Origin of the sequence: Rhodomicrobium lacus (assembly GCF_003992725.1) — a bacterium.
In the GTDB taxonomy this organism is placed as follows: Bacteria; Pseudomonadota; Alphaproteobacteria; order Rhizobiales; family Rhodomicrobiaceae; genus Rhodomicrobium; species Rhodomicrobium lacus.
This window is the reverse complement of record NZ_RZNF01000007.1, coordinates 25,342-38,492: the sequence shown is the minus strand read 5'-3', so window position 1 is coordinate 38,492 and position 13,151 is coordinate 25,342. Positions and strand designations below refer to the sequence as shown.

General features: G+C 61.6%; 7 protein-coding genes. 4 read left to right on the top strand and 3 right to left on the bottom strand.

From position 1 onward, the window contains the following. Positions 1-9 precede the first annotated feature (9 nt). Positions 10-1,275, top strand: a complete 1,266-nt coding sequence (lysA, locus tag EK416_RS07525; RefSeq protein WP_127076895.1) for a diaminopimelate decarboxylase — start codon at positions 10-12, stop codon at positions 1,273-1,275. Positions 1,276-1,579: 304 nt separating this feature from the next. On the opposite strand, the gene leuC is transcribed toward lysA, so the two are convergent. After that, positions 1,580-2,986 (bottom strand): 3-isopropylmalate dehydratase large subunit, encoded by a 1,407-nt coding sequence (gene leuC / locus EK416_RS07520; RefSeq protein ID WP_127076894.1) that lies wholly within the window; start codon positions 2,984-2,986, stop codon positions 1,580-1,582. Positions 2,987-3,548: 562 nt separating this feature from the next. On the opposite strand from leuC, the gene EK416_RS07515 reads away from it, so the two are divergent. Continuing rightward, positions 3,549-7,661: a Pls/PosA family non-ribosomal peptide synthetase gene (locus tag EK416_RS07515; RefSeq protein ID WP_127076893.1), complete on the top strand. Its 4,113-nt coding sequence runs from the start codon at positions 3,549-3,551 to the stop codon at positions 7,659-7,661. A 202-nt stretch (positions 7,662-7,863) separates the two neighbouring features. Here EK416_RS07515 and EK416_RS07510 read toward each other — a convergent pair whose 3' ends face one another. Then, the gene (locus tag EK416_RS07510; RefSeq protein WP_127076892.1) at positions 7,864-8,241 is read right to left on the bottom strand and encodes a DUF2794 domain-containing protein; all 378 of its coding nucleotides are present in this window, start codon (positions 8,239-8,241) and stop codon (positions 7,864-7,866) included. Positions 8,242-8,785: 544 nt separating this feature from the next. Between EK416_RS07510 and dnaK the strand changes: the two genes are divergently transcribed. Together dnaK and dnaJ are read left to right on the top strand one after the other, a co-directional pair. Then, a complete protein-coding gene (dnaK, locus tag EK416_RS07505) occupies positions 8,786-10,729 on the top strand; it encodes a molecular chaperone DnaK (RefSeq protein ID WP_127076891.1) in 1,944 nt (647 codons plus the stop codon). A 139-nt stretch (positions 10,730-10,868) separates the two neighbouring features. Beyond that, positions 10,869-12,005 carry a molecular chaperone DnaJ gene (gene dnaJ / locus EK416_RS07500; RefSeq protein WP_127076890.1) on the top strand — a complete coding sequence of 379 codons (1,137 nt, stop codon included), beginning with the start codon at positions 10,869-10,871 and terminating at the stop codon, positions 12,003-12,005. 226 nt (positions 12,006-12,231) lie between these two features. Here the strand turns inward: dnaJ and EK416_RS07495 are convergent, their stop codons facing one another. Then, positions 12,232-13,110, bottom strand: a complete 879-nt coding sequence (locus tag EK416_RS07495) for a universal stress protein (protein ID WP_127076889.1) — start codon at positions 13,108-13,110, stop codon at positions 12,232-12,234. Positions 13,111-13,151 lie beyond the last annotated feature (41 nt).

Sequence of the window (13,151 nt, the reverse complement as noted above, 5' to 3'; positions counted from 1 at the left end):
ACTCGCGTCATGCATCATTTTTCTTACAAGAACGGCATCCTTCATGCCGAAGGTGTCGCTCTCGACGCTATCGCTCGTGAGGTTGGCACACCGTTTTACTGCTATTCCTCCGCCACGATAGAGCGCCATTATCGCGTGTTCGCGGACGCTTTCACCGGCCAGGATGCGCTCGTCTGCTATGCCATCAAGGCCAACTCCAATTTGTCCGTGATCCGCACGCTGGCGAAGCTCGGCTCCGGCGCGGATGTGGTCTCGGAAGGCGAGATCCGGCGCGCGCTGGCGGCTGGCATCCCGGCGGGAAAGATCGTCTTCTCGGGTGTCGGCAAGACCGAGGGCGAGATGGCCTTCGCGCTCGACGCGGGGATTTACGGCTTCAACGTCGAGAGCGAGGCAGAGCTTCGCGCGTTGTCGCGGGTGGCGAGCGAACGGGGCAAGACGGCGCGCATCGCGTTCCGCATCAACCCGGACGTGGACGCGAAGACGCACGCCAAGATTTCCACGGGCAAGTCCGAACACAAATTCGGCGTAAGCTGGCGTGATGCCCGCGCGCTTTACGCGCTCGCCCGCGATCTTCCCGGCCTGGACGTGGCGGGCGTGCATATGCACATCGGCAGCCAGATCACGCATATGGAGCCGTTCCGCGACGCCTTCGACCTGATGGCGAACCTCGTGGAAGATTTGCGCCGCGATGGGCACACGATTTCCTATGTCAATCTCGGCGGCGGTCTCGGCATTCCCTATCGCTGGGACCACGAACTTCCGCCGCTCCCGAGCGATTATGCCGAAATCGTCATCGGCCTGTCGAACCGCCTCGGCGCAAAACTGCTGTTCGAGCCTGGGCGCATCATCGTCGGCAATGCGGGCATTCTCGTCTCGCAGGTCATCTACACGAAGCACAGCGGCGAAAAGCGCTTCGTCATCGTGGATGCGGGCATGAACGACCTCGTTCGTCCGACGCTGTACGATGCCTATCACGACATCTGGCCCGTGAACGAAGCGCAGCGAAACGCCAGCGCCGGACGCGCCGATGTCGTCGGCCCTGTGTGTGAAACGGGCGATTTTCTCGCGAAAGACCGCGATATGCCGGACGTCGCTCCGGGCGATCTCATTGCGGTGATGACGGCGGGCGCCTACGGCGCGGCGCAGTCGTCAACCTACAACACCCGGCGGCTCGTCCCCGAGGTGCTCGTGAACGGCGCCGATTATGCGGTGGTGCGTCCGCGCCCGACCTATGACGATATGCTGCGCGCCGAACCGCTCGCGGGCTGGCTTTAAAGCGCGCGACCGGTTTCCGACAAGACGCGCCAAACAATGGCTGAGGCGCGTTTTGCCGGACTCGATCGACGCAGAAAAGCTGATCGACAATCACACATCCCGATTTCGCCGCTCTCTTGATAGGCAAGGGATACCTTCGCGAGCAAAAGCGGCCGCATCCGCTCCGCGCCGGACGGCTTGACCGGATCTCATCAAGGGCCGTTTGCAGTTAAGAACCGCGCCCCGATGCGGTGAGTGCTGTGCTGATCGCAGGGAAAAGATCCCGCGCGCATGGTTACGCGCGGGATTCAATTTCAGGAAGTGCTCAGCGTTTGCCGAATTCGCGCACGTCGACGAACCGGCCCGCGACCGCAGCCGCAGCCGCCATCGCGGGCGAGACGAGATGCGTGCGGCCCTTGAAGCCCTGACGGCCCTCGAAATTGCGGTTGGAGGTCGAAGCGCAGCGCTCGCCGGGGCTGAGCTTGTCGGCGTTCATCGCAAGGCACATCGAACAACCCGGTTCGCGCCACTCGAAGCCAGCCGCGAGGAAGATCTCGTCGAGCCCTTCGGCTTCGGCCTGCTCCTTCACGAGGCCGGAACCCGGCACCACCATGGCCTTCACCGTTTCGGCGACACGGCGGCCTTCGACGATCGCGGCGGCGGCACGCAGATCTTCGATGCGCCCGTTGGTACAGGAGCCGATGAACACGCGGTCGATGGCGATGTCCGTCATCTTCATGCCCGGCTCAAGGCCCATATAGGCGAGCGCACGCGAGACGGCCGCCCGCTTGCCCTCGTCGGCGACCTTCGCCGGGTCGGGTACGGTGCCGGTGATCGACACCACGTCTTCAGGGCTCGTGCCCCAGGTGACGATGGGCGGCAGCGAAGAAGCGTCGAGCTTGATTTCACGGTCGAAATGCGCGCCCGCGTCGGAGGGCAGCGTTTCCCAGTATTTCCGCGCGAGTTCCCAGGCGGCGCCCTTCGGCGCGCGCGGACGGCCCGCGATATAGGCGAAGGTCTTCTCGTCCGGCGCGACAAGGCCGGCGCGCGCGCCTCCTTCGATGGACATGTTGCAGACCGTCATGCGGCCTTCCATCGACAGCGCGCGAATGGCTTCGCCCGCATATTCGATGACGTAGCCGGTGCCGCCCGCCGTGCCGATCTCGCCGATGATGGCAAGGATGATGTCCTTCGCGGTCACGCCGTCCGGCAGGATGCCGTCGACCGTAACGCGCATGTTCTTCGCCTTCTTCTGGATCAGCGTCTGCGTGGCGAGCACATGCTCGACCTCGGACGTGCCGATGCCATGCGCGAGCGCGCCGAAAGCGCCATGCGTCGAGGTGTGGCTGTCGCCGCAGACGATGGTCGTGCCGGGCAGCGTGAAACCCTGTTCGGGCCCGACGATGTGGACGACGCCCTGCCGCTTGTCGAGTTCATTGTAATATTCGATGCCGAATTCGGCGCAGTTCTCGCCGAGCGTCTGGACCTGCAAGGCTGCTTCCGGGTCGTCGATGCCGTGGCTGCGGTCCGTCGTCGGCACGTTGTGGTCCACGACCGCCAGCGTCTTCTGCGGCGCGCGAACGCGACGCCCGGCGGTGCGAAGTCCCTCGAACGCCTGCGGGCTCGTCACCTCGTGCACGAGATGGCGGTCGATGTAGAGAAGGCTTGTGCCGTCCGCTTGCGTTTCAACGACGTGGTCGTCCCAGATTTTATCGTAAAGTGTCTTTGCCATGATCGGTCCGTTCCGCTCGGGCTGACGAGCGCGCTTGTTCTCTTGAATGGTTTTAGGAAGCGCAAACGCGGAAAGCAAGGCGCCCGCGTGACGATTGCGGAAAACCGGACCAACGCGCGCTACGGATCGGGAGCGGCTGTCGAGTCTTTCTGAATGTTTCTTCAATACAAATAATTGAAGCGCTAATGCTTGTCATAATTCTATACAAGCAATTCGCATAATGAAAAAACATGATCTTAGATGTATGTTTATATGTTTGAACTATAAGTCGGATCATAAAAGTTGATTTGTGAGCGTAAATCCGATGAAGCGCGCATCTCTCAAAGCAAGCAGCACCATTACTTTCCGGATCGTTATTAGAAACTCTGTCCCGCGTGTCAGCCATGAAGCTTGCTGTGCCGCACAGCGCGAAACCTATCTGACGCTCTGCCTCTGATCTCGATGGTGAGCCTTGGCTTCATGGGGCGGCGCCGCATGGTTCGCCGGTCCGGAGACCCTTTCAATAAACCTTAAGCTCGACCAGAGCCGGAGCGCAGCGTTGCGCGTATGCGGGAGCCGAACGATGGCGAGAAGACGTTTGTTTCATGATCGCATGCGCAGTCCGATGCTTTTGCATCACGTGTTCGAACAGCAGGCGAAGAGGTGGCCTCACGGCGTTGCCGTAAAATGCGATTCCATTTCGCTTACATATTCACAGCTTGACAGACTCTCATCGAAAATTGCCCGCCGCTGCATCGACAATGGCGTTAAACCGGGGAGTCTCGTCGGGATATACTTCCGGAAGTCGGTAAATCTATTTGCCGCGATCCTCGGTATTTTGAAAGCGGGCGCCGGTTACGTGCCGCTCGACCCGAAATTTCCCGCTGAACGAATTGTCGATATCTGCGATGACGCGCGCGTGTCGTTGGTCCTGTCTGAAGGCACCTTGGGGCGTGAGAATGCGGAGAGGATCGACAGCGTCAAGTGGCTGCTTCTCGACGCCGATGAGGAGCGCGCCGCACGCCGTCGCATCGGAGCCGCTTGCCTCGTCCCGGTTCAGGTGCGGCAGACAAGTGCGGCCTATGCCATCTACACCTCGGGCTCGACTGGGCGCCCGAAGGGCGTGAAGATCACGCACAGAAATGCACTTGCCTTCGTCAAGGCGATGAAAGCCAGTTACGGCGTGAAGAGAAGCGACCGGATCTATCAAGGGTTTTCGGTGGCGTTCGATGCGTCCGTCGAAGAAATCTGGGCTGCCTTTTCAACGGGTGCAACGCTCGTCGTCCCGACGGAGGATATCGGACGCTCCCCTTCCGACGCTGCCGACTTCATCGAGCAGGAGGGCGTCTCCTATTTCTCGACCGTGCCGTCGTTTCTCGCGATGATCCCGCGCGATCTGCCGAACGTGCGGCTTCTGGTGCTCGGCGGCGAGGCTTGCCCGCCAGATCTCGTCACCCGATGGGCCAAGCCGGGCCGTCGTATGCTGAATACTTACGGTCCGACCGAGGCGACGGTGGTGGCGACGCTTGCTGAATGCCGAGAGGGTCAGCCCGTCAGCATCGGCACGGCCATGCCCGGCTATTCGATTTACGTCCTCGATGAAAGCGGAAGACCGGTGCGGCCCGGCGAAGAAGGTGAGCTTTACATCGGCGGCGAGGCTGTGTCCCCCGGCTATATAAACCGCGCGAGCCAGACAGCCGAGCGCTTCCTGCCCGACTGTCTGTCTGGCAAGCGCGGACGGCTTTGCCGCACATCCGATATGGTGCGCCTCGGACATCGCGGAGAACTCTATTTCCTCGGGCGCCTCGACGGTCAGATCAAGCTTCGCGGCTTCAGGATCGAGTTGCCGGAAATCGAAGCGGTGCTTCTCGATCATCCGAGAGTCGCTGCCGCTTCGGTGAATGTCTTCGAGTTGAACGGCTCCAGGGAACTCGGCGCCTTTATCGTGCCGAACGCTGAGATCACGGGCGAAATTCGCGCCGAGCTTGCGGAATTACTGCGCCGCCGTGTGCCAGAATACATGGTTCCGAAGTATCTGGACGTAATCGATGCGCTGCCGCTGATGACGAGCGGCAAAGTGGATCGCAAGCAGCTTCCGCTGCCGCAGACGCTTCTGAAGGGCGAACGCCAGATGGCAGCTCCTGAAACGGACTTTGAGCGCGCCATCGCCGAAGTGTGGGGAATGTGCCTCGGCGCTCCTTCGGTGTCGGTCGATGACGATTTCTTCCTCGATCTCGGCGGCCATTCCCTGCTGGCGGCGCGTGTCGCCTCCGAAATGCGCGAACGCCTCGGGCTGCCTTCCGTGTCGGTGCGCCACCTGTACCAGCACCGAACCATACGAGCCCTTGCCGGGGCGCTCGAAGGCTATGAGCAGCCGGCAGGGGTTGAGAGTTCCGGCAGAGGCCAGCGAGATGAACTGCCGAGCCTGCGCGCATTCAAGCTCGTTCCACCCTGGGAACGTTGGCTCTGCGTGGGGCTGCAGACGCTTTCAGTCGGCTTATATTATCTCGTCCTCAGCGCGCCTGTAACGCTGACCGTGCTCGTTCTGAAATCGGCTTATGAAGGCACGACCACTGCCGAGCATGCTGCGCTGATCCTGAGCGCGGCCGGGTTCCTGATCTGGCCGTCCATGCTGTTATTGAGCATCCTTTCGAAATGGCTGGTGATCGGCAGATACAAGCCCGGCCGTTACCCGCTTTGGAGCTTGTATTATTTTCGCTGGTGGTTTGTTGGCAAGTTTCAGAGGCTGAGCTGGGCACCCATGTTCGCGGGCTCGCCGCTCATGAGCCTTTATTATCGTGCCATGGGCGCGCGTGTCGGCAGGAATTGCGTCATCGGAACGGCGCATTGCACGGCCTTCGATCTCGTCACGATCGGCGACGGCGCTTGCATCGGCGCCGAAACGCAATTGCTTGCCTGCCGCGTGGAAGACGGGATGCTCATAATCGCCCCTCTCACCATCGGCGAACGCTGCTTCATCGGACAGCACTGCGCGCTTGGTCTCGACGTCGAAATGGCGGCAGGTTCCGCGCTCGACGACATGTCTTTCCTCGCCGATGGCGCACGCCTTCGAGCCGATGAGAAGTGGCGCGGCGTGCCTGCCGTCCATGCCGACTTCAGTCTGCCGACCGGCAACACGGCGCCCCGCGGCGGCGAGAGGCTGTGGGGGCTGATCCATCTCGTCCTGATCTATCTGATGGGCTATTTTCTGATCGTGGCGCTGCTCCCGCCTATCGCACTCGTGGCCATCGCCCTCATCAATTATGGGCTATACGCTGGCGCTGGCGCTCTTCTCGTCGCGGTGCCGCTCGGTGTGCTGTGGTACATCGCCTGCGCCGTGCTGACAAAGCGCATTATACTGGGGAGGATACGGCAGGGCACTTACCCTGTGCGCAGTCTGACCTATCTGCGGCACTGGTTCCTCAGCTACCTTCTGAACAACACGCGTGAAATCCTTCAGCCGCTTTACGCCACGCTGTTCTTTCCGGCCGTACTCCGCCTGTTCGGGTCGAGGATTGGCAAGGGCGTCGAGGTTTCGACGGTGATGCAGTTCAGTCCCGACCTTCTCACCGTAAAGCGCGGCAGCTTTCTCGCCGATGCCTGCATCATCGGCGGCGGTCGCATCCATGGCGGCGTGTTGTCGATCGAGGCGGTGAACATCGGCGAGCAGACCTTCGTCGGCAACAGCGCCTTCGTCCCCGGGGGCACAACGATCGGCGACGATAGTCTCGTCGGCGTGCTGTCGACACCGCCCCAGACGAAAGCGCCGCTGGAAGCCAACCGCCGCTGGCTTGGCTCGCCGGGCTTCGAATTGCCTCCGTCTGCGGTCCAGCAGTCTTTCGCTTTCGCGCCCTCAAAGACTTACGAGCCGCCACGTTCGATGGTGCTCGCGCGCGCCTGCGTCGACTTCCTCCGCATCTGCCTTCCGGGATGGCTTTCCGGCGCGGCCCTTGTCGCATTCTGCTATGCGCTGATCGCCATTCGCAACACGCACGCACTCGAAGAAACGGTCCTTTTCACGCCGCTTCTGTCCCTTGCGTCGGCGATGGGGTTGCTGTTCGTCTCCGCTGCGGTCAAGCTGGTGCTGCGCGGGACGTTTCATCCCGTTATCAAGCCTCTATGGTCGAGCTATGTGTGGTTTACCGAGGTGATAAACGGCGTGTTCGAGTCGCTTGCGGCCAACGTCATGGAGCCGGTTCTCGGAACGCCCTATGCAGGGCACTGCCTCGGATTATTCGGCTGCAAGGTGGGCCGCTGGGTGTTCGTGCACACAACCCTGTTCTCGGAATTTGACCTCGTGGAGATCCACGATCATGCGGCTCTCAATCTTGGCGCGACCGTCCAGACGCATCTTTTCGAAGATCGCGTGATGAAGGCGGACAAGCTCGTGATCGGTGAGGGATGCACCGTCGGGAATATGGCTATCGTGCTTTACAGTACCTCCATGGAAAAGGGCGCCGTTCTTGGGCCATTGTCGGTGCTGATGAAAGGGGAAACGCTTGCGCAGGGATCGTATTCGGTAGGGATTCCGGCCTCGCCCGTTCCTCGGGCGCACACGCTGAAGCGCCTGCCGGTTCTTGAAACGAACAGCGGTGGCGTTTCGGTCGGGCGCGGCCTTGAGGGGGGCTCCGGACTGTCTGTGCCGGGCGCGATCCCCTGCGATGAGCACACCCAGCAACCCGCCTCAGCCGTTTGACCGGGTCCTCGATCGGCAGCGCCTTCAGGGAAACTCTCCCGTTCAGGGATGAGCCCGCTGCGGCGGTGGCGTCGGGCAACATCGATGCTGGCAAGCTCGAACGACCGCGTCACCCGGCTTAAAAATTCCCTTCAACCCTTCATGCCGGACGAGGACACCAGCAGCAGTCATGTCTCACCTCTGTCCGAACCGCGCTCGCGGATCAGCTCTGGACGAGGCGTAGCTTGCGGTCGAGCACCCGGAGCACCTTGGCGAGGTCGTGCCCGCGCTTCAGGATGAGCCCGCTCGTGGCAACGACGCTGTATGCGCCCTGCCGCTTGGTGAGCCGCGGATTCTTTTCGATACGGTACAGGGGCATTTCGGTCGACCGCCTAAACACGGAGAACACCGCGCGGTCCTTGAGGAAGTCGATGGAATAATCGCGCCACTCTCCTTCGGCAACCTTTGCGCCGTAGACGGAAAAAATCGTGCTGAGTTCGTGGCGATTGAAGGCGGTGACGGAGGGAAGGCCGGGCTGCGGTTTCGTGAGGGGATGCACGCCGCTCGCCGGGCCGAATGCGCTTGGCAGAGTATCGTCCATGGACGCTCCTTGGACTTGCGTCTTGAAGGCGGCGCCCGCCGCGGCGGGCGAACGTGGAGTCGGCGAGCGGCCGTGTGGAGCAGCCGCGCGAAACCGACCGTGAAAGACTTATTGTTGCCCTGTCCTTCGGGACGCGCAAGGTCCAAATGGCACGACGACCGTAACGCCGACCGGCTCGGCGGAAGGGCTATGACGGGAAACCAAGACGTTTTTATGCGATCGCCACACTATCGCCCCATGGTGGCCACATCCGCAAGCATGCCTTGCGAAGGAATTTGCTCGATTTTGCCGATCCCCTCATGCGGCGAAATGCTCGTGACGGCGTCATATTTCGGCGCCCAAGACAATATCCTGTTCGTGAAGCGCGTCGGAAGCGTTGCGGCGAGCCGCTGGTGCTTGCGCGGCTCCAAGCGCTCCCCTATATGATCACCAATTCGAGATAAACATTCTCGGCGCGGGACGAAGACATCGAACAAATACGGGGTGGCTGGCTTTAAGCGGCCTGGCGTCTCGCGACAGAATGAGCAGCACGAGGTTCTAAACCATGTCGAAAGTGATTGGCATTGACTTGGGCACGACCAATTCTTGCGTGGCCGTCATGGAGGGAAGCCATCCCAAGGTCATCGAGAATTCTGAGGGCATTCGCACCACGCCGTCCATGGTGGCGTTTACCAATGACGGCGAGCGTCTGATCGGCCTGCCCGCCAAGCGTCAGGCCGTTACGAATCCCGAAAGCACCTTTTTTGCGATCAAGCGCCTGATCGGTCGCCGCTTCGATGACGAAGTCGTCAAGAAGGACATGAACCTCGTCCCCTACAAGATCGTTCGCGGCGACAATGGCGACGCGTGGGTCGAGTCTAACGGCAAGAAATACTCTCCTTCGCAGATTTCCGCCTTCATTCTTCAGAAGATGAAGGAAACGGCCGAAGCATATCTCGGTGAAAAGGTCGAGAAAGCCGTCATCACGGTTCCTGCTTACTTCAACGACGCCCAGCGTCAGGCCACGAAAGACGCCGGCCGTATCGCGGGTCTCGAAGTGCTTCGCATCATAAACGAGCCGACGGCAGCGGCGCTGTCCTATGGCCTCGACAAGAAGAAAGAATCGAAGACCATCGCGGTGTACGACCTTGGCGGCGGCACGTTCGATATCTCGGTGCTCGAAATCGGCGATGGCGTGTTCGAGGTAAAGTCGACCAACGGCGACACGTTCCTCGGCGGTGAAGACTTCGACATGCGCCTCGTCGACTACCTCGCGAGCGAATTCAAGCGCGAGAACGGCATCGACCTTCGCAACGACAAGCTGGCGCTCCAGCGCCTGAAGGAAGCAGCCGAAAAGGCGAAGATCGAGCTTTCTAGCGCCCAGCAGACCGAAATCAACCTGCCGTTCATCACGGCGGACGCCAGCGGTCCGAAGCATCTCACGATGAAGCTGACGCGCGCCAAGCTCGAAAGCCTGGTGGACGACCTCGTTCAGCGGACCATCGGACCTTGCGAGGCCGCGCTTCGCGACGCGGGTCTGAAGGCTGCCGAGATCGATGAAGTCGTGCTGGTCGGCGGCATGACGCGCATGCCCAAGATCGTGCAGATCGTGAAGAACTTCTTCGGCAAGGAGCCTCACAAGGGCGTCAATCCGGATGAAGTCGTGGCCATGGGCGCCGCCATTCAGGCGGGCGTGCTTCAGGGCGACGTGAAGGACGTGCTGCTGCTCGACGTCACGCCGCTTTCACTCGGCATCGAGACGCTGGGCGGCGTGTTTACGCGCCTCATCGACCGCAACACGACGATCCCGACGAAAAAGAGCCAGGTCTTCTCAACCGCCGAGGACAATCAGAACGCGGTGACGATCCGCGTGTTCCAGGGCGAGCGCGAGATGGCGGCGGACAACAAGCTGCTCGGTCAGTTCGACCTCGTGGGCATCCCGCCGGCGCCGCGCGGCGTGCCGCAGATCGAAGTGACGTTCGACATCGACGCGAACGGCATCGTGAATGTGTCAGCCCTCGACAAGGCTACGAGCAAGGCTCAGTCGATCCGCATTCAGGCGTCGGGCGGCTTGTCCGACACCGAGATCGACCGCATGGTCAAGGAAGCCGAAAGCCACGCCGCGGAGGACAAGAAGCGCCGCGAGCTGGTCGAGGCCAAGAACCAGGCCGAAGCGCTGATTCACTCAACCGAGAAGACGCTGGTCGAACTTGGAGACAAGGTTTCCGAGAGCGACAAGAAGGCCGTCGAGGCTGCCGTTGCAGAACTGAAAACGGCTGCCGCGGGCGAGGATGCTGCGCAGATCACCGCCAAGGCGGACGAGTTGGCAAAGGCCGCGATGAAGCTAGGCGAAGCGCTTTACCGTCAGGCTGGCGGCGATGCAGGCGGCGCGGCTCCCGGAGCGGGCGGCCCGCAGGCCGGTCCCGCCGGCGGCAGCTCTCCGGCATCTGACGGCGTGGTCGATGCCGAGTTCGAGGAAGTCAAGGACGACAAGAAGAAGTCGGCTTAAGAGTGGACGGCGGGAAGGCGAAATCCTTCCCGCCGCATCGCGTCCGGCGGTCCGGAACGGGGCGTGAGTTGCGTCCGCGAAGCTTAAGCTGATCTTTTGGCGGCGAATGTTCGATGATCAAGGATCTCAACAAGACACCATGAAGCGCGATTATTACGAGGTGCTCGGGCTGAAAAAGGGCGCAGCCGATCACGAAATCAAAAGCGCTTTTCGGAAGCTAGCAAAAGAATGCCATCCGGATCGCAATCCGGGTAACGCCACGGCCGAAATTCAGTTCAAGGAAGTCAACGAGGCTTACGAGGCGCTGAAAGATCCGCAGAAGCGCGCGGCCTACGATCAATTCGGACACGCTGCCTTCGAGGGCGCCGGTGCCAATGGCGGTTACGGCTTCGGCTCGGACTTTTCGGCGTCGATGTCGGAGATCTTCGACGACCTGTTCGGCGAGTTCATGGGTGGGCGCCGAACACGCGGGCGCAGCGCCAAGGAGCGCGGCTCCGACCTCAAATACAACATGGAGATTTCTCTCGCCGAAGCCTTTTACGGCAAGACGGCGCAGATCCGCGTGCCCGCCTCCGTCACGTGCGAGGCGTGCGGCGGCGCCGGTGCCGAATCCGGTTCCAGCCCCGTGACCTGCCCGACCTGTCAGGGCTTTGGCAAGGTGCGCGCGAGCCAAGGCTTCTTCACCATCGAGCGAACCTGCATGACCTGTCAGGGTCGCGGCGAAATCATTCAGAAGCCGTGCACCGTCTGCTCCGGCAGCGGACGTGTAACGCGCGAGCGTACGCTTTCGGTCAACATCCCGGCGGGTGTCGAGGATTCGACGCGCATCCGGCTTGCGGGCGAGGGCGAGGCCGGTGTTCGCGGCGGCCCTGCGGGCGACCTCTACATTTTCCTGTCGATACTGCCGGACGACATCTTCCAGCGCGATGGGGCTGATCTCTTCTGCCGCGTGCCGATCACCATGGTGACGGCGGCGCTCGGCGGGCAGGTCGAGGTGCCAACCATAGACGGCGGCCGCGCGCGGGTGAAGATCCCCGAGGGGACGGAAACGGGCAAGCAGTTCCGCCTTCGCGGCAAGGGAATGCCGGTGCTTCGTTCCAAGCTGACGGGCGACCTTTACGTTCAGGTCGAGGTCGAGACGCCGCAGAATCTCTCGCGCAAGCAGAAAGAGTTGCTGAAGGAATTCGAGAAGGCGTCGAACGATACGACGCACCCTGACACCATCGGTTTCCTCAGTAAAATCAAGGCATTCTGGGATCGAGCGGGCAAGCCCTAGAGCTTATCCGCTTGTGATGGACTTGGGCGCGCGCAGCTTTCTATTTTGTCCGGCGTCTTAAAGCCGCTTCGGCCTGCTTAAATCGGGTCCGGTTTGATGCAGAAAGCGGCCGGCACCCAAGACCTACAGCGGCGTGCCGCGCCGATTTGTGCTGGTCCATGCAGGAGCGCCGCCTGTCCGAGTGCGGCAGGCGCGCGCCAATCCTCCCGGCGCTCGCGGCGCTTGATTACGCGGCGCTTTCAAGCGGCGCCTTCGGCGGGACGACAAGCACGTCGTATTCTGCCTTTTGCAGCACCTCCTCCGCCACGCTCCCGAGAAGCACCTTCAAAAGGCCGCTTCGGCCATTCGTGCCGATCACGGCGAGGCTCGGAATTTCCGAGGCGGTTTCCCGGATCACCGTGGCTGTCCGCCCCTCCTTGAGCATCACCGGATAAGCGCGCGGATCAAGCCCCGCGGAAGCCACAAAACCCTCGATGGCACGTTTTGTATCGTTCTCCTCAGCGGAGACATAGCGTTCGATTGTGGCCGCATCCACGCCCGCGTAGGAAAGCATGCCCTTGGCTGCGGGGTCGAAGACATGCAGCAGGATCGTGCGTCCGGGTTCGAGCATGCCGAAGCGGTCGGCAACGATAACTGCGCCCTTCGAGCAATCCGACAGGTCGATTGCGGCGACAGTCCGCGCATAAGGAGCATGAGGCTCCGCATTCACCATCAGGACAGGGATTTCGCCGAAGCGGATAACGCGCTCGGCTGTCGTCCCGACAAAGACATCTCTCAGAATCTGGCGACGATGCGACCCGACGATGATGAGATCGGCCGCCGTATCGAGAGCGACCGACGCGATGCCGACAAAAGGCTCGCCAGAGCCAACCACGTGCGAAACGCCGATGCCTGCCAATTCAGCGCGCGACCCGACTATCTCCCGCAGCATGGTGTCGGCCGTTTGCCGCTCCAGAGACACAAGCTTTTCGGGTTGATCGTCGTCGATGACATGGGTGACGACAATGCGCGCGCCGGTTGCCTTCGCGAGCATGGCTGCGCGGCGAAGTGCTCGATCGGAACGGGTCGAAAAATCCGTCGCCAGCAAAATGACTTTCAGGCTCAACTCTCCGCCTCCTCTCCAGGTTGAAGGTGACGCGTTACGCT

Bases quoted from the DNA above. Each gene is read 5' to 3' on its own strand.
- EK416_RS07510 (WP_127076892.1), bottom strand. From the start codon at position 8,241: ATGGACGATACTCTGCCAAGCGCATTCGGCCCGGCGAGCGGCGTGCAT.
- EK416_RS07515 (WP_127076893.1), top strand. From the start codon at position 3,549: ATGGCGAGAAGACGTTTGTTTCATGATCGCATGCGCAGTCCGATGCTT.
- leuC (WP_127076894.1), bottom strand. From the start codon at position 2,986: ATGGCAAAGACACTTTACGATAAAATCTGGGACGACCACGTCGTTGAA.
- lysA (WP_127076895.1), top strand. From the start codon at position 10: ATGCATCATTTTTCTTACAAGAACGGCATCCTTCATGCCGAAGGTGTC.
- dnaJ (WP_127076890.1), top strand. From the start codon at position 10,869: ATGAAGCGCGATTATTACGAGGTGCTCGGGCTGAAAAAGGGCGCAGCC.
- dnaK (WP_127076891.1), top strand. From the start codon at position 8,786: ATGTCGAAAGTGATTGGCATTGACTTGGGCACGACCAATTCTTGCGTG.